This is a genomic window from Mangrovibacterium lignilyticum, assembly GCF_010882175.1.
Taxonomy (GTDB): domain Bacteria; phylum Bacteroidota; class Bacteroidia; order Bacteroidales; family Prolixibacteraceae; genus Mangrovibacterium; species Mangrovibacterium lignilyticum.
This window is the reverse complement of record NZ_WKLH01000002.1, coordinates 596,975-621,321: the sequence shown is the minus strand read 5'-3', so window position 1 is coordinate 621,321 and position 24,347 is coordinate 596,975. Positions and strand designations below refer to the sequence as shown.

The 24,347-nt window shown below is 41.2% G+C and carries 16 protein-coding genes; 13 read left to right on the top strand and 3 right to left on the bottom strand.

What is annotated here, in order from left to right:
• Positions 1–347 precede the first annotated feature (347 nt).
• Positions 348–4,412 carry a hybrid sensor histidine kinase/response regulator transcription factor gene (locus GJV22_RS09935; RefSeq protein ID WP_163712417.1) on the bottom strand — a complete coding sequence of 1,355 codons (4,065 nt, stop codon included), beginning with the start codon at positions 4,410–4,412 and terminating at the stop codon, positions 348–350.
• Between the two features lie 148 nt (positions 4,413–4,560).
• Between GJV22_RS09935 and GJV22_RS09930 the strand changes: the two genes are divergently transcribed.
• The 5 genes from GJV22_RS09930 (at position 4,561) to GJV22_RS09910 (ending at position 9,815) form a co-directional block, all read left to right on the top strand.
• Positions 4,561–5,970 (top strand): 3-keto-disaccharide hydrolase, encoded by a 1,410-nt coding sequence (locus tag GJV22_RS09930; protein WP_205461817.1) that lies wholly within the window; start codon positions 4,561–4,563, stop codon positions 5,968–5,970.
• Between the two features lie 10 nt (positions 5,971–5,980).
• Positions 5,981–7,327: a Gfo/Idh/MocA family protein gene (locus GJV22_RS09925; RefSeq protein ID WP_163712414.1), complete on the top strand. Its 1,347-nt coding sequence runs from the start codon at positions 5,981–5,983 to the stop codon at positions 7,325–7,327.
• Between the two features lie 107 nt (positions 7,328–7,434).
• The gene (locus tag GJV22_RS09920; protein ID WP_163712411.1) at positions 7,435–8,283 is read left to right on the top strand and encodes an FAD:protein FMN transferase; all 849 of its coding nucleotides are present in this window, start codon (positions 7,435–7,437) and stop codon (positions 8,281–8,283) included.
• Positions 8,267–9,562 carry a Gfo/Idh/MocA family protein gene (locus GJV22_RS09915; RefSeq protein ID WP_163712408.1) on the top strand — a complete coding sequence of 432 codons (1,296 nt, stop codon included), beginning with the start codon at positions 8,267–8,269 and terminating at the stop codon, positions 9,560–9,562. The genes GJV22_RS09920 and GJV22_RS09915 overlap by 17 nt, the downstream gene beginning before the upstream one ends.
• Positions 9,563–9,587: 25 nt before the next feature.
• Complete coding sequence (locus GJV22_RS09910; RefSeq protein ID WP_163712406.1) at positions 9,588–9,815, top strand: hypothetical protein; 228 nt, start codon at positions 9,588–9,590, stop codon at positions 9,813–9,815.
• Between the two features lie 367 nt (positions 9,816–10,182).
• Here the strand turns inward: GJV22_RS09910 and GJV22_RS22405 are convergent, their stop codons facing one another.
• Positions 10,183–10,341 (bottom strand): helix-turn-helix domain-containing protein, encoded by a 159-nt coding sequence (locus GJV22_RS22405; RefSeq protein ID WP_394367550.1) that lies wholly within the window; start codon positions 10,339–10,341, stop codon positions 10,183–10,185.
• A 337-nt stretch (positions 10,342–10,678) separates the two neighbouring features.
• On the opposite strand from GJV22_RS22405, the gene GJV22_RS09900 reads away from it, so the two are divergent.
• The 8 genes from GJV22_RS09900 to GJV22_RS09865 all read left to right on the top strand — a co-directional run bounded on the left by GJV22_RS09900 (position 10,679) and on the right by GJV22_RS09865 (position 23,854).
• Positions 10,679–11,856, top strand: a protein-coding gene (locus GJV22_RS09900) for an IS3 family transposase (RefSeq protein ID WP_163712400.1) whose coding sequence is annotated in 2 segments (ribosomal slippage) — positions 10,679–10,937 and positions 10,937–11,856 — 1,179 coding nt in all. Because the reading frame shifts where the segments join, the coding sequence is not laid out codon by codon here.
• A gap of 243 nt (positions 11,857–12,099) precedes the next feature.
• Positions 12,100–12,678, top strand: a complete 579-nt coding sequence (locus GJV22_RS09895; protein ID WP_163712396.1) for an RNA polymerase sigma factor — start codon at positions 12,100–12,102, stop codon at positions 12,676–12,678.
• A 104-nt stretch (positions 12,679–12,782) separates the two neighbouring features.
• Positions 12,783–13,928, top strand: a complete 1,146-nt coding sequence (locus GJV22_RS09890; protein WP_163712393.1) for a FecR family protein — start codon at positions 12,783–12,785, stop codon at positions 13,926–13,928.
• Between the two features lie 150 nt (positions 13,929–14,078).
• Positions 14,079–17,414: a TonB-dependent receptor gene (locus GJV22_RS09885; protein WP_205461816.1), complete on the top strand. Its 3,336-nt coding sequence runs from the start codon at positions 14,079–14,081 to the stop codon at positions 17,412–17,414.
• Between the two features lie 26 nt (positions 17,415–17,440).
• Complete coding sequence (locus GJV22_RS09880; RefSeq protein WP_163712387.1) at positions 17,441–18,907, top strand: RagB/SusD family nutrient uptake outer membrane protein; 1,467 nt, start codon at positions 17,441–17,443, stop codon at positions 18,905–18,907.
• 177 nt (positions 18,908–19,084) lie between these two features.
• Positions 19,085–22,612: an alpha-L-rhamnosidase gene (locus tag GJV22_RS09875; protein ID WP_163712385.1), complete on the top strand. Its 3,528-nt coding sequence runs from the start codon at positions 19,085–19,087 to the stop codon at positions 22,610–22,612.
• 355 nt (positions 22,613–22,967) lie between these two features.
• Positions 22,968–23,294, top strand: a complete 327-nt coding sequence (locus GJV22_RS09870) for an ArdC-like ssDNA-binding domain-containing protein (protein ID WP_163712383.1) — start codon at positions 22,968–22,970, stop codon at positions 23,292–23,294.
• A gap of 122 nt (positions 23,295–23,416) precedes the next feature.
• Positions 23,417–23,854 (top strand): zincin-like metallopeptidase domain-containing protein, encoded by a 438-nt coding sequence (locus tag GJV22_RS09865; RefSeq protein WP_163712381.1) that lies wholly within the window; start codon positions 23,417–23,419, stop codon positions 23,852–23,854.
• A 30-nt stretch (positions 23,855–23,884) separates the two neighbouring features.
• On the opposite strand, the gene GJV22_RS09860 is transcribed toward GJV22_RS09865, so the two are convergent.
• Positions 23,885–24,334, bottom strand: a complete 450-nt coding sequence (locus GJV22_RS09860) for a helix-turn-helix domain-containing protein (RefSeq protein ID WP_163712380.1) — start codon at positions 24,332–24,334, stop codon at positions 23,885–23,887.
• Positions 24,335–24,347: the final 13 nt, after the last annotated feature.

Here is a 24,347-nt window from a genome sequence, read left to right as displayed (position 1 = left end):
TAATAATACTTAAAAGTTGAAACGCAAATATAAGAAAATATACGGAAGTAATTTTGGTTTGAATCGAAAGGTGGTTTACTCGGGTTGCGCGATGATAACGTTCGTTTTCGTCACCGGAGAGATTATAAATCTGGTAAATTACTGAACGATTTTAAATGTGAGGAATCAGAAAAGAGAGCAAGTTGTTGGGATTGTGCAAGCTGTCTTTGTGAGACTGACTGTTTGTACAAAGAGTTTCAATCGGAGCAAGCACAATGGTCAAGGCGTTCATTGTTAATTAATTGATCTTTTTGTACCTGCCGAAGGGGTGTATTGAAAGTTATTATATTTTTTCATATCGATTGTCTTTATCTAAATTTGCTGGGGCTTACCCCGTATTGCTCTTTGAAACTTTTACGGAAATGAGATATGCTTTGAAAGCCAACTTCTGAACTCACTTCGGTACTTGTTTTATTTCCTCCCTGGAGAATAGAAGCCGCTTTTTGGAGCCGATATTTACGGATAAGCTCTCCGGGACCTTCGCCATTTAGTTTTTTCATTCTTCGATAAAACGTAACGCGACTCATGTTTAAAAGATTCCCAAGGATGTCTGCATTGAAATCCGGGTTTGCGAAATTGTTCTCCAATAGCAGTAAAATCTTTTCCATAAGTAGTTTGTCCCCCTGATTCATCTCTTTCTGTTGGTTGGCGCTAAACTGTGCAATGTTTTTCCTGATTTCTCCCCGCGTATTTAGAACACTTTGTATCTTCGACAAAAGCAGGTTCGGATTGAAAGGTTTTTCAATGTAGTCATCTACATTAATTTTGTACCCTTCAATTTTGGAGTCCTCGTCTGTCTTGGCACTGAGAATGATGATCGGAATAAAACGAGTATTCATCTTTGTCTTAAGAGTTTTCGAAAGCGTTATGCCATCCATCACAGGCATCATAAGGTCTGTGATGATCAGGTCCGGAATATTTTCGTCGATTAATTTTAGGGCTTCTTTGCCGTTTGATGCAGACTTTACTCTATAAACGCTTCCGAGCAAAGAAATTAAATAGTCCATGAGTTCCGGGTTGTCTTCAACAATTAAGATCTCCTCGCCCGGTTGATTCAAGTTATTCAAATTGACGTTAGGAGGTGGAATGGTTGCATGGCTTAACGTTTTGGGCTCGCCTGTTTGGAGCTCAGATTCCTTGAAATGGGATTTTCCGAATTTAAAGCTCAGTCTGAAGGTCGTTCCATCTGATTCTTTGCTGACACACTCAATGGACCCTTTTTGCAGCTCAACAAGTGCATTGACCAGCGCTAATCCCACTCCGTGTCCCTCTGTATTGGTTGCAACTTTATCGCTTCGATAAAACCGCTTGAAAATGTTATGTTGTTCTGTTTCTGATATTCCGCATCCGGTGTCAGTTATTTTTATTATTAGTTCATCTTCATTTTTCATCAAGTTGACAAATACCGATCCCCCGGCGTCTGTGTATTTTATGGCATTGGACAGGAGATTGTAAATGATTTTGTCGGTCTTGTCTTTGTCCAGCCATACAAAAATCCTTTCCTGGGGATTCAGTAAATCAATGTTTATGTTTTTTCGGAGAGCCAGTTCTTTGAAGGAGTCCGCGATTTCTTTTACAAAGCTCACGATGTCGAAATTAGAGACTTCAAGTTTTAATTCCCCCTGGTCGTATTTTCGGAGATCGATAAACTGATTGACCAGCCTGAACAATCGGTCTGAGCTTCGTTTAATATTGGCCAATACAAACTGATTCACTCCCTGTTCTCGGAGGCTTTCAATATTTCCCATGATGATTGTAAGGGGAGTTCTGAATTCATGCGAAATGTTGGTGTAGAATTTTAGTTTAGCCTGATCAGCTTCGTGCAGTTGATTGCTCAATTCAACCATCTTCTCTTTTTGAGCAATGATCTTATTTTTCTGTTCTTCTATGGAGTTTGTTTGCTCTCTGATTTGTGTTTCCAGCTGGAGGTTCCATTTTTTTATCGTGTAAATACGAAACTTGAATATCGTGACAACGACGGCAATAACAATTACAATTAGCAAAATTTTAAACCACATTGTCAGGTAAAATGGCGGAATAATGGCAATAGCCAGGTGTTTGGGTTCGCTCCAGTTTTGTTTGTCGTGACTGGCTTCAACCTCGAACGTGTATTCTCCGGGAGTCAGGTTGGCGAAAACGGCCCGACTTTCGTGCTTTGCTGTCAATATCCAGTTGGATGACAATCCTTTGAATCGATACCTAAAATAAGTGTCGTCTGGGAAATTAAATGGAAATGCATCGAAGTTTAGCGAAAAGCTGTTTGTACTGTAACTCATTTGGATGGCATCAAGGTATTGTAGCGACTTCGATAGAATTAGTTGATCATCGACGGTTTGTCCGACTTCAATTTTGCGGTTGTTGATATATAACTCGCTAATAATGAGTTTGGGTGAAACCGGTGAGTTGTAAATATCTTTTGGATTAAAGCTGATGAACCCATCATAACCTCCAAAATAGATGATGCCATTGTTGTCTTTAAAAAACGCGTCATCCATAAAAAGGTCTTCCGGCAAAAAGCTTTCGATATAATGATCTGCCAATCTCAGCCGGCTAATTCCACGGTTTGTGCTCATCCACAGATGATCGGTGTCTTGAATGATACTATACACTAGGTTGTTTGACAAGCCGTCTGTTTCAAAATAGCTGGCAACAACTTTTTCTTTGTTGACATCAAATGCCATTAGTCCGTTATTGCTCCCAATCCACAGCGTATCGTTAATGAATTCAAGTGTATATAATTTGTTGTCCGTCAAACTGTCTTTTTCGTGGGTGAAATACCGGAGGGAGCCATCTTTTGACAGTTTGCACAAACCCCTGTTGTCAGCAATAAACCAGTAATTTGACCTACTGTCCTTTACCAGACTCCTGATCGATTCAGTAATGTAGTTTGAAGGCATCGATATTATTTGCAGAGTGAGATTTTCCAGATCAACGATTCCAATTCCCTGTGGACTGGTGATGGTTAGCTTCCCTGGTGTAAACTCTTTCATGAAATAGCATTGCAACTGCCAGTTCCAGCCGTTTGAAATTGAATTGCGCTCGTTGAGTAGCAAGAGCGATTCGATTCGGTCCCGTTTTTTGTTGTACATGCACAGACCTCGGCTGCTGCCAATCCACAAGTTGCCTTGTGAATCTTCGTACAACGAGCGAATGTTTTCCAGCGGTTTAACTTCGTTGTTTGGGAAGTGGATTTCAGAGTACAATACCTGACTGTTCCCGGGCTGAATTTTGACAACTCCAAGCCTGTCAAATCCCGTCCATGTTTTACCGTCTCTTGTTTTGCAGATGGCCCGTACCGGATCGATTTCCTGATCTGATTTTGACAAAACGGAAATTTGGTGGTGATTGAAAAGATTCTTTCTTCGGTCGTACAAATTAATGCCGTACTTCGAAGTTCCAATCCACAGATTTCCGTTCTTGTCGAACACCAGGTTGCTCGCGTCTTTCCCGTGAAACGAATAATTATTGAAGGCATCGTACGAAAACCGCGATATAGCTTTAATCTGTTTGTCTTCAAGAGTAATTAAAGCGAGTCCGTCATTAAGGCCCAACCAGATCTCGTTGTTGTAGCCGGCCGCTGAATAGATGGTGTTCGATCTCAAAATCTGGTCTAACTGCTTGTTGGGTTTCAATGAAGTGATGACCCGATTTTTCACATTCAAAAGTCGCAAAGAATCGGAGAACAAAACACATAGCGAGTCATTGTAAACGCGGGATAATATTCTGACTGGCGATTTTGAGATTAGCGCTCCTTGCTGCTTATTATCGGTAAAAAGCAGGCCTCCGTTTCCCCAATATAGCAGATTTTGGCTTCCGGCGTATTCAACTCTTCCGTTTGGAAATGGTGTTTCAATTTTTGTGGTTTGATTTTTATTCAAATTATATTGATAGAGTGACGAGTTGTCGGTAAACCACAATAAAGAATCGGAACGCGAAACCATGCTTGTCAACTCCGAAATATTGGAGGGATAAAAGCAAGTATCGTTGTATAGTTGAAATTTTTCTTGCTGCGCATTGTACAGATTTAAGCCTTTGCTGCGAATATGTACCCAGATGTTACCGTTCGGGCAGGCCGATAACTTATTGATGAAGTTTCCCTTCAGCGTATTTCTTTGCGACGGAAAAGAGCGGTAGGTTTCAAATTTGTTGCCGTCGAATCTGGTTATTCCCTCCAATGTTCCGATCCAGATATATCCGGTGGAATCAACAAGCAGACTGTAAATATTATTTTGAGAAAGCCCTTTGCGCGTGTCGAAATGATCGAAGCGGATGTGCTGCGCCGATAAACGTTGGCAGTTAAACACAATAAGCCAAAGAAAGAACACAAGCACAAAAAGTCTTGGGCAATTATCGGTTGGTCGGTTTCGGTTCATGTAGGTATGTTATTCAGTAAAAATAGGATATTGAAACAATATCACCTAAAAATGAAATAAAAACGTCCTTCGATTCCCGATGTTGAATCTACTTTTGGGATATGTAATACAAAATCAACGAACTAAACACATATTAAAACGATCACTTATGAAAAGGAAAATGTTTCTTATAAGTCTCATCTGCGTTCTTTTTTTAGCTGTACATGCGCAGGATTCGGGCTGGGAAGAATTGTTTAACGGAAAGGATCTTTCCGGTTGGGAGCAAATCAATGGCAAAGCAAAGTACGAGGTTGCCAACGGTGAGATTGTCGGCACCACTGTTTTTGGTACCCCCAATTCATTTTTGAGAACCAACAAAACTTACAGCGATTTTATATTAGAACTTGACCTCTTGGTTGACGATCGTATGAATTCGGGTATTCAAGTTAGAAGCTTGAGTTCGAAGGATTATCAAAATGGTCGGGTCCACGGTTATCAGTGCGAGGTTGATCCTTCACCCAGAGCTTGGAGTGGCGGAATTTATGACGAAGCCAGAAGGGGTTGGCTTTATCCGTTGGAGCAAAATTCCAAAGGTCGGAAGGCCTTTCGAAGCGGTGAGTGGAATCATTACCGTATTGAAGCAATTGGAAACTCAATCCGGACTTGGCTTAACGGGGTTCCATGTGCTGATTTGGTGGACGACATGACAGCCGAAGGATTCATCGCACTGCAAGTGCACAGTATAGAAGACAAAGCGTTGGAAGGAAGTCAGATTCGCTGGAAAGATATTCGCATAAAAACAGAAAACCTTCAGGCAAGCCCTTGGACCGACATTCCGGTGGTTAACCTGATTCCAAATTATTTGTCACCGCAGGAGCGGGCACAGGGCTGGCAGTTGCTTTTCAACGGAAAAAGTACGGATGGCTGGCGTGGTGCCGGAAAAGAAAGCTTCCCAAGCAGAGGCTGGCATGTTGAAAACGGAGAGTTGGTTGTTGAATCGGCAGATGGTGCAGAGGCTGGTAATGGCGGCGATATTGTTACGTTGGATGAATATTCCACTTTCGAATTTCAGCTCGACTTTAAAATAACTGAAGGGGCTAACAGTGGTATCAAATACTACATCACCGAAAAGTACGGTTCTGATCAGTCGGCTATTGGTTTGGAGTACCAGATTTTGGACGACGAGCGCCATCCGGATGCAAAGTTGGGGACCGACGGTAACCGAACAGTGGCTTCGCTTTACGACCTCATTCCAGCACACAAAAATAAGATTGTCAATAAACCGGGAGAATGGAACCATGCGCGGATTTTAGTCTGCGGGGTTCGGCGCGACGAATGGCTGAAAGGCAACAATATTACTGCCGATGATTTTGTGGGTTCACATGTAGAACATTGGCTTAATGGTCGCAAAGTATTGAGTTATGAGCGGGGAACGCAGGCTTTTTATGCGTTGGTAGCACGCAGTAAATATGCTGTTTGGGAAGGATTTGGCTCGTGGCAGTCGGGTCACCTTCTATTGCAGGATCATGGGAATGAGGTGCACTTTCGTAGTATAAAAATCAGAAAACTAAACCAATAAACCTGAAATTATGAATTCAACCAGAAGGGATTTTATACGAAAGGCTGCAGTGGGGGTGGCCGGGCTTACAGTAGGAGGTTCTGCCATTGGTATGTCGGCCAAAAGCTACTCGCGCATAATTGGATCGAATGAACGTATCAGCGTCGCTTTTATGGGCTGCGGACGCCGGGTAGGGGCATACTACTCGTCGGTGATAAATAAAAACAATAATGTTGATTTAGCTTACATCTGCGACGTGATGCAATCGCAGCGCGAGCGCGTTGCTCGCCACTTGAATGGAAAGGTATCCGGAGAAGCTGTATTGATTAACGATATCAGGGAGGTGTTGGCGGATAAAAAGGTCGATGTGATTTTTAATGCTACTCCCGACCATTGGCATGCCCCGGGGGCCTGGATGGCCATGGAGGCCGGGAAACATGTGTACCTGGAGAAACCTTGCAGCCACAGTCCGCGAGAAGGAGAGTTGTTGGTTGCTTTTCAGAAAAAATTCGATCGGATTGTTCAGATGGGCAACCAGCAGCGGTCATCGGCGGAAACAATTGAGATCATATCCGATATTCACAAAGGGGTGATCGGTGATGTGTACCGGGCAGTTGCTTTTTACTCGAATACCCGTGGTCAGGTGCCGGTGCCGACAGTAGCTCCTGCGCCAGATGGTTTGGATTGGGAATTGTGGCAGGGACCTGCTCCGCGCGAAGCTTATCGCCATAATACCTGGGACTATAATTGGCATTGGTATGGATGGAAATGGGGTACAGCCGAAACCGGGAATAATGCAACTCATGAGTTGGATATTGCCCGATGGGCGTTGCAGGTTGATTACCCGGAGTATGTTGAGGTGCAGGCTGCCAAAAGGCATTTCCTGAACGATGGCTGGGAGATGTATGATACTATGGATGCCAGTTTCCGGTTTCCCGGAGATAAAATGATCGTATGGGACGGCAAGAGCCGCAACGGATATAAGACCTATGGAACCGATCGGGGAACAATTATTTACGGAACCGAGGGGACGGTTTATGTTGACAGAAACGGCTACAAACTTTTCGACAGGGGAGGTAAGTTGGTTCGGGATAGTCAGTCGGCAACTGTTGAGGCAGGAACCGCTCTTGGTGGAGGCGGAGATATGACGGATAATCATATCGTGAACTTCCTGAATGTCATCCGGGGGAAATCCAGTCAGCTGAATTCGCCAATTGATATGGGTGCTAAAAGTCAGCTATTGACTCATTATGCAAATATTGCTTCCCGCATCGGAAAATCATTTGATGTGGATACCGAAAGCGGCCGGATTTTCGATCGGGATGCGATGGACCTTTGGAGCCGCGAATACGAACCGGGCTGGGAACCTCGCTTGTAAGTGAACGGCCTTGTTATACACCGATTTTAAATTGAAATTCCACAAGTAATAAAAACGAAAAATTGATGTCGGCTGTGTCGAAATACACTCATCAATCTATTGCGGGAATGAATTCGGTTCTCGACCTGGTTTTAATTGGCGTTTCGGAAGAAACAGCTACTGAAATGAGGCGCACTGTGCAGCGGGAAATGAGCAGACTTGAAAAGCTTTTAAGTCGGTTCAATCCAGAGGCTGAAACATTTGCTGCGAATCAAAAGGCTCATAATAATTGGACTGGTGTCAGTGATGCGTTGTGGGATATTCTGCAAGAATGTGAACGATTCAATAAGCTGACCTTGGGGTATTTCAATATCGGCTTGGGACATTTCAAGAAGAATGCAGAAACAATTCCGACCGGTATTTCCGGAGGCGAAACGGTTTATTCGAAACCCGAAATTGTGCTTGATTACGAAAGCAGGAGGGTTAAGTTTGCAAATCGTTTCACATCACTCGATTTTGGAGCGATTGGGAAAGGACTTCTGCTGAAAAAAGTGAAGACAACACTGACGGATTTAGAAATCGAAAACTGTTTTGTCAGCTTTGGCGGGAGTTCCATTCTAACGCTTGGAAAGCATCCTTCCGGGAACGCCTGGCCGGTTTCCTTCCGGAATGATAACGGAAATTCCTTTGTCTTTCATTTGAATGACCATGCTGTTTCGATCAGCGGAGCCCGGCAGGGCAAAGAGCAGATTCACCATATTATCAATCCAATTCGTTTAAAGCTGGAAACCAGCAGCCGGCTAGTCTTTGTTCAGGACGAGTGTCCGCTCAGGGCAGAGGTGTTGTCGACTGCTTTGGTAGCCGCCGAAGAGAACGATTTCGATCAAGTGATCAATCAGTTTCAACCACAAAAAGTCAGCGTTTTTATTCAGCAAAAAACCAACGAACTAAAACGAATTTATGAATACGAAAACTAAACCGGAGAAAAGCAGGCGCGAGTTTCTGAAAGACCTGGCAATGGGCGGGTCTTCCTTGTTTTTATTGTCAGCACCTTGGTTGCAGTCGTTTGCAGAGGATAAGCCGGTATCTCTAAGTCTGTCCGATCAACTCAGCATTGCCGTTATTGGAACGGGATCAAGAGGAACGCTTCTGCTGACCATACTTCTGAAAATCAGGGAAACGGCCAATATCCGGATCGTTGCGATTTGCGATAACTATCAGCCCAATCTTCAGTACGCTCAGGCGGTATGCCGGAAGAATATGTGCGAGGTAAAAACCTATAGCGATTACAGAGAACTTCTGGAGCAGGAAAAGTTGGATGGTGTTGTCATTGCAACTCCGCTGACGGAACACGCTGCTATTACAATGGACTGTTTATCTGCCGGGATTCATACGTTTTGCGAAAAAGCAATGGCCCGTACGCCGGATGACGTTAAGCGGATGTACGACGCTCATAAGTCAAGTGGTAAAATTTTGCAGATTGGTCACCAGCGTATGTTCAACCCGATTTATTTGGAGGGCATGAGGCGCATAAAGGACGGTGAAATCGGACAGGTAACGCAGATGCGTGCTTATTGGCACCGAAATAATAATTGGCGTCGACCGTTGCCCGACAACAATTTTGATTTGGAACGACAAATCAACTGGCGGTTATACAAGGACCTTTCTGTGGGGTTGTTGACGGAATTGATGACCCACCAGTTACAGGTAGCTTTATGGGTAACGGGCAAAGTGCCGGTGAGCGTGATCGGAACCGGGAGTAATGTTTTTTGGAAAGACGGTCGCACCGTTCCCGACAGTGTTTCCCTGACTTATACTTTTCCCGACGGAGTTCAATTCGTTTACGATTCGATGACCAGCAATAAAAAATACGGATTGGAAGAGCAGATTCTTGGAAGCAAGGGAACGATTGAATTTGAAGCAAATCGATTTTACACCGAGGTTCCTCCGCCTGCACCGGGAATACGGCAATTGATCAACAACATTGAACACGGAATCTTTGATAATATCCCTATTGGAGGAGAGTCCTGGGTGCCGGAACGAGCAGTTGAATACAAGGGAGAAGAGCTGATGCCCGAAGATTTTTACGAAGACAGTATGCTGCAGATGGAGGCTTTCGCCAACTTTATCCGGCAGGGGAAGATTCCACACCGGATGGTAGAAGAAGCCTATTACACCAGCTTATGGACATTATTGGGCGAAAATGCGATCGACGAAGAACGCAAAATAAGCATGCCTGATCACTATCGAATCTAAATTCGTTCATTTAATGACTCAATCAATGAAGAAAGTACAAATCAACCCGCTGCGACAATTAATGATTTTGATTGTTATTTTTCTTTTTTTCAATTTGTTAAATGCTGGTAGTATTCTCTATTATAAAACAGATTGGAATGAGCTTTATAGTGAAATAGATTTTGTTTTGGTGCTTACAACAGGTGGATATCTGGGGTATGTTGTTATTAGTTTGATTTTGAATTCCTTTCTAAAGGAAGATATCATGGAATAGCAACGCTACTAATGAACGAAATCCTCCAAAGGCCATAACGACAAGTACATTAGCTACTTGCCGCATTCGCACGCGTAAGTGGTCGTCGTCTCTTTTACTTGGTAATTATCCAGAGGAACAGGGCAACTTGTTTTAAACTCTTCGGGGGTGTGACAATAAAAAAAAAGGAGCTGATAATCAACTCCTTTTTGTGCTCAGTAAAGTAGTTTGCAAAATCATCGCTCTGAATTGAAAGATTCATGTATGAGTTAGATTTTTTATTTGAAGATGACGTTTTTGCACTGTATGAGGCAGATGCAGAAATGGCAGTTTTTTGTGTCCCCAAGAACACAGATTAAAAAGCAAAATTATAAGTAAAAAACGATACTTAAGTAGTCATATATTCGGCGAAAATCTTATAAAAATCGCTCGATGATATGTACCAACGTTTGCCCACCTTTTTAGCTGGAATTCTGCCAGATTGAATGTGTTTGCGTACAGTTCGATTTGTTAGGCTTAATTTATTGGCAACCTCTTCAACAGTCATTAATATTGTGTCTGTGTTATTCATGTTGTTTATGTTTTATTTTGTTTGAGTGCACTTTATAAACGGTATTTTGTATCCCAATTGATAGGACTGTTGAGTGCTTGGTATCACATACCTTTATATATATGTCTTTACGGGTCAAAGACGTAAAAAGCATTGTTTTTTATATTAGTAAATTATTAAATGCGCATGCTTATGTCTGTTTGTGGCTTAAATTCAGTTGTTTATGATTTTGTATTCCTTCACTTCTTTTTTTGTTTTGATTGTATTGACAACACCAATGGAACTGCTACATTTGACTGGACGGTAGGTTAAGTATAATTTATTTACCTACATTATGAGTCCTATGAGAAAGAAGTTTGACAAAGAATTTAAAAAAAAGGCAGTCGAATTATCCTATGCCAGAGGGAATGCCAGTGAGATTGCAGATGAACTGGGGATCGACCGAGCATTACTTTATCGATGGCGTAAGGAATTTAGTCAGTATAAAGACAATAGTTTTCCGGGACACGGAACCCCAAAGATGACGGATCTGGAACGGGAAAATGCTCGCTTGCAGAAAGAGCTTAGAGAAGCCAGGATGGAACGGGATATCCTAAAAAAGGCAATCAGCATCTTCTCCGCGAACGATGGGAAATCTACCAGTTTATAAGTGATCACCGCAATCGGTTTTCTATCGAGATGATGTGTAAAGTATTCAAAATAAGCAAAAGCGGTTACTACCACTGGCTTCAGACCGGAGATTCTGGTCGTTGGCATGAAAACCAGAAGTTATTGGTAGAAATTAAACGGATTTTTCAGTATAGTGGTCAGAGCTATGGAAGCCCACGGATGACCGAAGAACTCCGCTCTTTAGGACACAAGGTGTCTCGACCACGTACAGCACGAATGATGAACGCAGCAGGACTGCAAGCCAAGCGGAAACGAAAGTTCAAAGCGACAACTGACTCCAGACATAAATATCCGATTGCTCCCAACCTGTTAAATCAGGATTTTTCGGTTATGGCTCCAGCCAAGGTTTGGGTTTCCGATATCACCTATATCAGAACAAACAAAGGCTGGATGTACCTGACTGTCATTATTGACTTATTTGATCGTAAAATAATTGGCTGGGCGATGAGCAAAGGCATGAGCGCGGAAGAAACAAGTATTCCTGCATGGAGAATGGCAGTAAAGAACCGTCCGATTACAAATGAACTAATCTTTCATTCTGACCGTGGCATCCAGTATGCCTGCAATGCTTTCACCAATCTTCTGGGATGTGAGAAGTTAGTTAGCCGAAGTATGAGCAGAAAAGGCAACTGCTGGGACAATGCCGTTGCAGAGAGCTTCTTTAAAACCATTAAAGTTGAACTGGTCTATCACGACAGATTCTTCGACCAGGAACATGCTAAATTAACCTTGTTTGGCTGGATTGAAACATGGTACAACAAAAGAAGAAGGCATTCGGCTTTAGGATACAAAACAATAAAAGAATTTGAACAACTAAATAATAATCAAAGAATAGCAGCATAGCGCTTAACTAGCCGTACAGTTTTTTGTTGCATATCCATTTTCATCATGCTGCCAGAAGAGGACTGAGCGAAAGGGGAATTTCCCCTTTTTTGATCGTATTCTAAAGCGGGTTGGATTGTTATTCTTTGGGTATCAGTTGCCAGACATATGATTTCAATTTAATGAATAAAATCACCATAAAAAGTACTTCTTTTGAACGACATTAAATTATTATAGCTTTGTAACATTAAACTAATCTAACAAATGGATTATTGGCAGATAATCTGGAGCGACTTTAAAGCCGGAAGCGAAACTGCTTTCGAGAAGATATACAATCAATATGTTGATATATTGTATCGTTACGGATCTAAAATCAGTTCCGATGACGATTTGGTAAAGGATTCAATTCAACAGTTGTTTGTAGAGCTTTATTCTTCGAGAGAACGATTATCAGTTCCTGACAGTATTGAATTCTATCTTCTAAAAGCACTAAAACGGGTACTCATTCATAAGCTGACCAAAGAGGACCTGTACTTCGAATACCAGGATTCGGTACTACCATCTTTTGACATTGAACTTGACATCGAAAATAAATTGGTGTCGACAGAACGAGAACAATCCAAGCTTCAGCTCTTGGAGAAAGCATTAAACTCCCTGCCATCTGAAAAGAAAGAATTACTCTATTTAAAATTCTACTCTGGTCTAAACAACCAACAAATTGGAGAAATGACCGGAAAAAAATCAGAAACCGTTCAAAAGCAAATCGTCCGATTATTACAAAAACTGAATGTCAATTTTATAGATCAATTCCTGGAACTTTTCTCCTTGTGTTTTAGAGCATAAAATCTTTCTCTTATTATTTGTCCGATTTTCAACGTCCGGCCCACTATAAGGAAACGCCTGTTTCCATGTCCAAGTACAATGATTACATAAATGACCCGTATTTCATGAAGTGGATCTTCCAGCCGGATGAACTAACCGAAAAATACTGGGCAGAATTTATTCAAAAAAATCAGGACGAAAAGAGACTGATTTTATCGATCAAAGAAGAGCTCTCGAAACTGAAATTGAAAAATAAGGAGCTAAGTGCAACTGAAAAGAAACACTTACTTCAAAATATTTTGGCAGCTAAAGAAAAGCCAGTTCCTGTAAAGCAGCTCAGAAAATTTAGTTCTCATATTTTACGGTACGCTGCAGTTGCCTTATTCTTCCTTATGCTGGGAAATCTCGTCATGTATTTGATAATTTCAAACGACGTATCACAAGAAGACATTAGGCCCCTTGCTGCAACCGATTATTCTTTTCACTCAAACACGGCCCAATTATTATTAAGTAATGGCAACACAATTCCTCTAAAAAGAAACTCTTCTGTTGTTTACAAAGGAGATAAAATTATAGCCGACGACTCCCAGTTTAACATGATTGAAAAAGAAGATTCGAATAACAATCAACTAATCGTACCATACGGCAGCAAATCGCAAATAACACTTAGCGACAATACCGTTGTATATTTAAATGCTGGCAGTCGATTGATTTATCCATCAACATTCAAGGGAAGCTCAAGAGTTGTGCACCTGATTGGCGAAGCTTTTTTTGATGTTTCTAAGAACAAGCATAAACCATTCATTGTCAAAACTGATCAAATCGACATCGAAGTTTTAGGAACGAGGTTCAACGTCACGACTTATCCTGAAAATGAAAAAATAGAGACAGTACTGGTTGAAGGATCTGTTTCAGTTTCCAATGACATATCATCACAATTCGAAAAGCCTGTTTTACTCAAGCCCAATCAAATCTTAACCTTCAACAAACAAACCAAAAGTGTAAAAATTGACAGTGTTGATACAGAATTTTATACACTATGGAAAGACGGGATGTTGAAATTTGAAGACGCTGAATTAAATCAGATAATTCACAAGGTTGAAAGACTTTACGATGTTAAGATAATTCTAAATGATCCAGAGAAGGGAAAAATGAAGATCAGCGGAAAACTTAACTTAAGTGAGAACAGTGAAGATGTTTTAAACTACCTGTCGGTAATTACAAGAATGAATGTTGAACCAATAAATGAAAAAAACTATGTAATGAAATAAAGAAAAACCGGAAAATGTTCCCGCATTTCCCGGTTTGGCAAATAATCACTAAACCCATTAGTAAATTATTCACTTAAGCAACACAAATTTATGAAAAAAAAATTGTCACGAAGTTTCCTCACAGAGGATACTTTAAAAGTATGGCGTATTATGAAGTTATTAACGCTCTTTATCTTTGGTTGTGTGATGGCAGTTTCCGCCAACACTTATTCCCAAAATACGAAACTAAGCCTGGAGTTGGAGAATGTAACAATCAGGGATGCAATCAACTACATCGAACGAAATAGCGAGTTTATATTTCTTTATAAAAATGAGGAAGTTGATGTAAATAAACGGGTTGATGTAAATCTTAAAAACGCATCAATTAACGCGATTTTAGAACGGCTGTTAGACGGACAAAATGCTTCTTATAAAATTCTAGGTAGACAAATAATTATCACAGGTACAGAAAATAGTCCCGAAACAAAGGTGCTAAATCAATTGCTGTCGAAAGTTACCGGACAAGTAAATGATACATCGGGTTCCCCTATTCCAGGGGTAACTGTTGTAATAAAAGGCTCAACAACAGGAGTAATAACCGATGCCAACGGAGAATACACCCTAAAAGATGTGCCAGGAGATGTCATATTGGTTTTCTCTTTTGTCGGAATGAAAACTCAGGAGATTCCTGTTGCCGGACAAAGTATAATTAGTATTGTATTGGAGGAAGAAACCATTGGTCTGGACGAAGTCGTAGCAATAGCATACGGAAATACGACACAACGAACATCTACAGGATCGCTCCAAACCGTAAAATCAGCTGAATTGCAGGAAATCCCGGTGGCTCAGTTTACACAAAAGTTGCAGGGTAAGTTTGCCGGTGTAAAAATAAACCAGGGAACGGGACGTCCCGGTCAAGGAATGAGCGTCCAAATTCGCGGTTCTGCCTCCCTCTCAACCAGTTCGTCACCCCTCTATGTTGTCGACGGATTTCCTGTATCCGGGGGTATTTCTAATATTAACCCAAACGAGATTGAGACTATTACAGTACTAAAAGATGCTGCTTCAACCTCTCTCTATGGTTCACGAGCAGCATTTGGGGTAGTTTTAATTACGACAAAAAGTGCAAAATCCGGCCAAACTAATATCAGCGTTGCTGCATATACCGGATTTCAGGATGTTCCTCAAAAAGGAAGACCCGATATGATGAACGGAACTGAATGGGCTCAATTCAAAAAAGAATACTATGAAGATCTGGGACAAACAGTTCCGGATGCCTACCAAGATCCCGAACAATATGGTAAAGGGTACGACTGGTATGACGCTATGCTAAGAACCGGAACAATTAATGATTACAGTGTTACAATTAATACCAATAAGGAAAAATTCAGCAGTGCTGTTGTCGCCGGGTATTTTAACCAAAAGGGCGTCATGCTTAACTCAGACTACAAAAGATTCTCCCTGCGTGCCAATACCAAATTTAATCTTGCAGACCGATTGACATTGGGTGTTAATGTTGCACCGACATACAATTACGGTAATTCACCATCAACTGACGGACAATTCTTTGGCTCCGGCGGATTGTTGCTGAATGCTGCATTAACCCCTCCGGTGTTAGCATACCAAAATGAAGACGGCACATACCCTGTTACCGTAACAACACCGGGTATAACAACCTTTCCGACTCCCAACTGGGTTCGGTCAATCGATGAAATTTCAAACAAGACTATTGATACACGCCTAATATCTAACGCCTATATCGAATATGAACCTATCGATGGTTTGAAATTAAAGTCAAGTGCCAATGTTGAATTAGTACAGACGCTTGTTCATTATTTTCAACCATCTACTGCGGGAAGGGCTTTTGCCAGTGCTCCTAGCCAGCTAACCGCAAACCTATATGAAGCTAACAGAAGATTTTGGACCTGGTTGTCGGAAAATACGGCGGAGTATTCAAAAACAATTAAAGATCACAATTTCCAAGTTCTTGCAGGTTATACGGCGCAAAAGTATAGATACGATGCCAGTTCCTTCAGTGGATCTAATTTTTCAGATGACAGAATCCAGACAATTGATGCTGCATTGGTAAAAAACAACCCATCGATGGATATTCAGGAATGGAGCCTAATCTCGTATCTTTCTCGACTTAACTACACTTATAAGAACAAATATTTAATAACAGCAAGTATTCGTAGAGATGGATCTTCTCGTTTCGGTTCGAACAAAAAATGGGGGAACTTCCCTGCGGTATCAGCGGGATGGGTTGTAAGCGAAGAACCGTTCATGCAAAATCTTGATTGGTTGTCATTTTTGAAAGTACGTGGTAGCTTCGGAGTCACAGGTAACAATAACATTGGGAACTATACGCAATATAGCACTGTTTCCGGTGGAGTAAATACGACCTTCAATAATGGAAGCTATTCGGGAATCGCTGTTACCAACCTGGGGAATGACGAACTAGGTTGGGAAAGAACCAAAGAATTTGATTTGGGTACAGATTTCAGTTTTGCTAATGACCGTGTATCTGTTACTTATGATTATTATAGAAAGGAAACCACCAACTTGTTGTATACCCTAGCAGTACCTACAGAATCCGGATTCAATAGTTTCACCGGTAATGTTGGTAAAATTAGATTTTGGGGGCATGAAATTAGCGTTAACTCTGATAACCTTGTTGGAAAATTGAAATGGAGCTCGAACTTCAATATTGCATTTAGTGACAACAAAGTTATAGAGCTTTCCTCATTGAGTGATGAAATGTATGTTTGGCAAGGTTTTGTTTCTACAATCACAAAAGTCGGAGGACGAATTGGTCAGTTTTATGGATTAATCCAGGATGGAGTTTACGTCGATCAGCAGGATTTTGACAATTCGCCCAAACTGGTAGATTCTCAGGTTGGAACGATTAAGTTCCGGGATGTTAACAATGATGAAAAAATAACCACAGGAACCGGAGAAGACGGAGACAGAACAGAAATCGGAAATCCATTCCCAAAATTCACATTTGGTTTCACAAACAATTTCAAATACAAGAATTTTGATCTTTCAATCGTTGCAACCGGTTCTTACGGGAATAAGATTGTTGCAGCAATGGAACAAGGTTTTGTCAACCTTGATGGTGTATTTAATGCTCTTAAAAATGTTAAAGATCGTTGGCGTTCCGAAGATAATCCAGGAGCTGGCTTGTATGGTAAGACTACTGGTTCTACCGGGCATGACAGAGATGATTTCCATAGTCGATTCGTGAAAGACGGTAGTTATCTGACCATCAAAAACATAACCCTTGGATATACTGTGCCAACCAAAACGCTGAACTTTATTAAAGATCTTCGTCTTTATGCCAGTGTTCAACAAGCCTTTGTATTTTCAAAATATGACTACGGTAACCCGGAAGTTGGTATTGACTTCAATGGAAACCAACCAGGGTCAACTGCTCAGGGCATCGACTTTTCCGCATATCCTGTGCCAAGAACGTTTACGTTTGGGGTGAATGTTAGTCTTAAGTAATCAACGAAACTAAAACTTACGATACAATGAAAAAAAATATAATAATCTCACTGGCTACCATTCTCTTTTTGGTCAGTTGTAAAGAAAGCTTCTTAGAGATTCCATCTAAAACGTCTTTGAGTACACCAATTTACTTTTCAAGTCAAAGTGACTTTGAACAGGCCATAAATGGAGCATATGCGCCACTACGAGGATTATACAATGGAATAAACGGAGCATGGTTAATGGGAGAACTAAGATCGGACAATACGACCTATAAGTACAATTCCAACGATCGAGGTACAATTTGGCCTGAGTACGTTGCCGACTTCATTGAAGAAAATACAAATGGTGCCTTGTCAGCAAAATATTCATCGAACTATTCGGTTATTGCGCGAGCTAATCAAATTATTGCTCTCATTGATGATGTCGATTTTGACGAATCTGTGAAGGATAACATTAAAGGACAAGCTTATTTTTTGAGAGCTCTCGCCTTTTTCGATTTAGTCCAATATTTTGGTGAAGTCCCATTACATCTGGAACCTGTAACAACGCTGGGGGAAAGTGCACTTCCGCTTTCGAGCGTCGAGGTGATTTACGACCAAATTATTGCAGATGCGACTGTAGCGGTAGATCTTCTACCTGATAAATCAACACAGGAAAAAGGCCGTGCAACTTCAGGAGCGGCAAAAACATTGTTGGGCAATGTCTATATCGTGTTAAAAGATTGGTCGGAAGCTGAGACAATTTTAAAAACTGTAACCGGTTACAGCTTGGTGCCAGATTATGCAGATGTATTTGATCCTGCCTCGAAAAATAACAGTGAATCTGTGTTTGAAATTCAATACAAACAAGGAACAGAGGGGTTTGCCAGCAATTTCTTTTATACATTTTTGGTCCAACCGATCACTGCAGAGGAAATCACGGCAGTAACGGGGATACCTGAAGTTTCGAGAACAATTGAAGGATACAATATACCTACTCCGGATGTCATTGGAGCCTACGAAGCGAGTGATGCCAGAAAAGAAGCATCAGTCGGTTATATTTCCGCTAGCGGTGTAAGTTATCCTTACATCAAAAAATATGCTCATGCACATGAGCTAACAAACAACACAGATGATAATTTCCCGGTATATCGATATTCTGAAGTTTTGTTATTCTTGGCAGAAGCATTAAATGAACAAAATGAGCCCGATCAAGCTAGACCGTTTTTGAATGAAGTAAGACATAGAGCAGGGTTGGAGGATACTCCAGCTACGACCCAATCCGAAATGAGAGACGCAATCTTACAAGAAAGAAGAGTCGAGTTTGCATTTGAGAATAAAAGATGGCTGGATTTAGTTCGTTCAGAAAAAGCGGAACAGGTGATGAAGGCCTATGGCGAAAGAGTGAAAGCAGATCCTCAAGCATATTATTTCCCTGAGGGAATCACTGTTGCACCTGCTTCATATACAACAATCAATTTGTTGTTTCCGTTGCCGTCTTCTGAAACAGCATTAAATCCGTATTTCTAATCGTTCAAAAAAAAAGAGTGAGAATACAATAACCTAGATATTCTCACTCTTATTTTTTTAAAGTAACAGTAGCGATGAAAATATCGCGTTGAAATTGCACCTATTTTTTTCATTGCATGTAGAAAGTGCTATGCTCAGAAAACAAAGAAAACCGGAAACCTTAACAATTTAAAACTAATGAGAACCCTAAAGTTATTTGTACTCCTACTTCTCACCCAATGTACACTTATTAACCAGGATGTAAAAATCACCAACCTGAAAGTAGAATACACAGAAACGCCATTGGGCATTGATGTAGAGATTCCTAGTTTTAGCTGGCAAATGGAGTCACCTGATCATAAACGCGACTGTAAACAAATTGCCTACCAGCTGTTGGTTACTGACGAAACTGGTCAAACAGTTTGGGATTCAAATAAAACTGTTAGCGACGAATCTTTGAACATCAAATATCAGGGAACACCTTTGTCTCCAACTACCCGTTACTCCTGGAAATTGAGTGTTTGGGATAACGAGAATAAGAAGCACACTGCAAAATCGTGGTTCGAAACTGGATTGATGAATCCTGGTCCTATGCTTTCTGCCTGGAGCGGTGCAAAGTGGATTGGCGGGAGCGATGATGACATAGTGCTTTACGCACATTATCTTCCCGTATTTAGGATAAACTATTCTTTGCAACTGAATGAGAAATCGCAATCGACAAAAGCAGGTTTCATTTATGGGGCAAATGATGAACGCCTGATGGATAAAAATAAAAACCTGTATCATCTGGCAAATCAAAAAGACGAATGCTATGTCAAATTTGAGATTGAAATTAGCTCTTTAAATTCGAATAAAAATGCCAAACTGAATATCTACAGAGTTGGATATCATCCCGATGATAAGAAAGATGTTCCATTTAGAACGTTCTCAATTTCGTCAGCAATTATCAATAGCGAAAATAAATACCAGAAGCATCGTGTAACCATTGATTCAAACCTTGGCTTTACCCGCATATACCTTGATGGTGTGGATGAAAAAAATCGTATAGCAGAAGTTAACCTTAATCCGCTGGGACAAGGAGGCGATTTCATTGCCTTTCCTGTTGTCGGTGATATCGGTTTTTCCATTTCCGTCGGACAAATAGCGTCTTTCTCTGATGTTGAGATCCGCAATTTCAGATCTCCATCAAATATCCTTTTTTTAGAAAAATTGGATGAACAACCTTATAGCGGAATTTTTTCCGGTTCGCCCCAATTGATCGTTGAGAATAATAATTATAAAATTTCTAGTGAAGCATCCGAAACTCAAATAATGGCCGATCCAAGTCGGAACTCTGTCCCAATGTTACGGACAACCTTTTCTGCTTCTTCATCGAACATTTCCAAAGCGCGCTTGTACGCAACTGCCCGCGGGATTTACGAAATGTATCTAAACGGTAATCGAATCAGCGAGAATTATTTCGATCCGGGTCTTACCCAATACAACAAAACTCAGCTTTATCAAACATACGATGTTACTGACCTTTTACAGCCCGGGGAAAATGGCTTGGGAGCTGTACTAAGTGAAGGATGGTGGAGCGGCGGTATCACCTACATGGGTGAATTCTGGAACTTTTTTGGTGATAGGCAGTCGCTTCTAGCCAAGTTGGTTATCACCTATAAGGATGGGCACGAAGACGTAGTCGTTAGTAGTCCGGAAACCTGGAGTTACTACAATAATGGTCCCGTCGTTTACGGAAGCTTGTATCAGGGAGAGGTTTACGACGCGTCAAAAGACTCGTTGGTTGAAGGATGGACCACGCCATCTTATGACGCATCACTTTGGAAATCGGCTTCAGAGATAAACTTAAGCAATCAGCTTACCCGAGACGGCATTAATCCACATTACAACATGCCTTTAGTTGACGACTTTTCAGAGCAAAAGCTTATTGGGCAAATTGGCAACTCGGTACAAAAAGTGAGGGAACTTACTGCAACCTCGGTAGACGAAGTACGACCCGGAGTTTTTGTTTATGATATGGGACAAAACATGGTTGGCGTCCCGGCTATTGAGTTAACAGATATCAAACCGGGAACAAAAATCAGCTTAAGATATGCTGAAGTCAAATACCCTGATCTTCCTGAATACAAAGAAAATGTAGGAATGATCATGCTGGAGAATATTCGGGCAGCTATGGCTCAGGATATTTATATCGCCAAAGGAGGAAATGAAAGTATTCATCCCCGCTTTACTTCTCATGGCTATCGTTTCATCGAAATAACCGGGATTGATAATGCTCTTCCTCTGGTAGCCGTTAAAGGAACAGTTTTAAGCTCTGTTCATCAACTTGCTTCTCACTATGAAACATCAAATCCGTTAGTCAACAAACTCTGGGAAAACATAACCTGGTCGACATTCGGAAACTTTTTGTCTATACCAACCGATTGCCCGCAACGAAATGAGCGACTCGGATGGAGTGGCGATATCTCGGTGTTCTCCCGTTCGGCTACCTATTTGGCAAATATTCCTCAGTTCCTGAGACGTCATATGCGTGCGATGCGAGATGTCCAACGGCAAGACGGACGGTTTACCGATGTTGCTCCTTTAGGTGGTGGCTTTGGCGGGGTTATGTGGGGAAGTGCCGGAATAACTGTGGCATGGGAAAACTACCAACAATACGGAGACCAAGACCTGTTGGCGGAGCATTACCAAGCAATGAAAAATTATATTAACTATTTGAAGAACGAGATAGATCCGATATCAGGGATCCTTCAAGATAAAGACCGTTGGCAATGGTCCAGTTTGGGTGACTGGCTTAGTCCGGAATATGATAAGAGTGAAAAGACGCTGCTATGGGAATCCTACTTTATTTATGATCTGGAAATAATGCAGCAGGTCGCAGCAATTCTGGACAAAAAAGAAGATACAGATTCCTTCATGCAACTTTGCGCCGATAGAAAAGCCTTTTTTAATCAAACCTATGTGGATGAAACAACTGGCAAGACCGTATCTCATGGCAAACTTGTTGATACACAAACTTCCTATGTGCTTCCTTTGGTTTTCGACATATTTAATGAAAAAAATAAAGAGAAAGCAATTGAGAGCTTTGTTGAAACGGTAAAAAAAGAAAACATTGCTGATAACGGGAATGTATGCTCGCCATATTCATTGATGACTGGTTTTATTGGAACTGCCTGGATTAGTGAGGCATTGTCTAAAACCCGAAATTCGGATGCAGCATACCGATTACTGCAACAAACCTCCTATCCTTCATGGCTATACCCGGTAACACAAGGTGCCACAACGATCTGGGAACGGTTAAATTCATATACTCATGTTGATGGTTTTGGCGGAAATAATCGCATGAACTCATTTAACCATTACTCTTTCGGAGCAGTGGCAGCCTGGATGTATAATTATTCGTTAGGAATAGCCCGAGATGAAAGCCATCCCGGATTCAAGCATTTCATTTTACAGCCAGAACCGGATTCAACAGGTGAAATGACGTACGCCAAAGGACATTATGACTCAATGTATGGCCGAATTGAAAGCAGTTGGGAACAAAAAGAAGACGGACACCATTATCGTTTTGTTGTTCCGGCAAACACATCGGCTACGGTTTACATTTCCGTAAATAGAAATGAAACAGTAGAGACTAAAACTAAGATATCGAGAAAAGAGGACGGAAAAGTTGTTTACGAAATTGGTTCTGGAGAGTATTATTTTTTTCAAAATCGCTCTAATTAATGACTAAAAGTGATTTTCTATCTGCTTTCAACGTGAAAATTAGAATAAATCTAAAGCTACAGAACTTCTTATAGGTTGTTGTATTACACTCAAATTTCTGACAAAGTTATTTACGTTTCCCGGAACGGTAAAGGGGAACTCGCCCGTCTGACTGCGCAAGCCGGGCAGGCTTTTCGTGGCTCGTTTCCTTCGGATGCGTTCATTCCGATTATTATCGGAATGACATGCACCCCGTTGACATAATCCGGGACAGCTCAATGGAGGTACGCCAAAAATTTAAGTTTAATGGCGTGCCAGAGATTCCCTTGGTTCAAGAGGGTGCCGAAATAAGTCTGCAGGGCAGCAGCAGATTCCTATGAAATCTTCATTTGATATTTATGAAATGGTTACCAACCTGATTATTGAACGTTTGGAAAAAGGTGTTATTCCTTGGCAGATGCCATGGAAGGTAGAAAACGGTTTACCGCAGAATATGATTCACCTGAAGGTTTACCGGGGATTCAACTTCTGGCTATTACTGACCGTCGCAGACAAATTCGGATCACCGTATTTTCTCACCTTTAACCAGGTCAAAGAACTTGGAGGTCATGTTTTGAAAGGGGAGAAGGGCTTCCCTGTTGTTTTCTGGAAAATATTGAAAAAAAAGAAAAGGACGGGAGTATTGACCAAGTTCCGTTTCTAAGGTATTACACCGTTTTCAACCTGAAACAAACCGAAGGTATTGACGAAAGTAAGATACCTTCATCAGAAGCTCATGACCATGATTTTGACCCGATTGCACAGGCAGAACAGGTTATCGAGTGTTTGACGGATTGTCCCCAAATCAGGTATGACCAATCACATGCCTTCTATTCACCTTCCGGGGATTATATTGGAATGCCTAATCCAAGGACATTTTTTAAGGATGAACAGTATTATCAGGTACTGTACCACGAAGCTTGCCATGCAACTGGTTATGTTAAGCGAACGGGGCGTCATAACAAACTTTCAGACCATCCATTCGCGAGTTCTGATTATCGGCGCGAAGAGATTATTGCAGAAATGGGAGCATCCTATCTCTGTCATTTGACAGGTATCCAAAATGCAACGATAGATAACAGCGCTGCTTACATCAAAAGCTGGATTCACAAGTTTAAGGAAGATAAAAAGATGCTGTTGATTGCTTCTTCGATGGCGCAAAAGGCTGTCGATTACATTCTGGAAAATAGGAAGTCAGGAGTTACGGAAGTTTCGTTTTCTTGAAGAGAACTGATTATCATTATGGGAGCGTAGTTATGAAACTAACGATGCTCCCAAATCTTTTTTCGTATTCATTAAACTTGCATCACGAAACTGCCTATTGATTTCGTTTTTCAGCTTATAGGGCCGATTGAAGGCTTCCTGCGAAACGTGAAAATACTCGGATAGTCTTCGAATTGTCTCTTTGGATAGACCTTTTTGGTAATTTAGAATCTTTGAAACCGTCCCTTTTGACAACCTAAGCAGTTTAGCCAATCCAACTGCTTTCATCCTGTGCTCTTCCATTAACGACTTAATAAGTTGAACGGGATCCAGATTATTAAATGAATTATATTCAGCATCCCACTTCTCAATCAGAAGTGTTAACAATTCGACTTCATCCTCCAGGGCAGGAGAGTTCTTCGAAATAAGATCCTCAAGAATATTGCAGTAGCTGTTATACTGTTCTTCCGTTTTTATTACCGTATATTTTAAAGTTTCCATGTCTTTCGGGTTA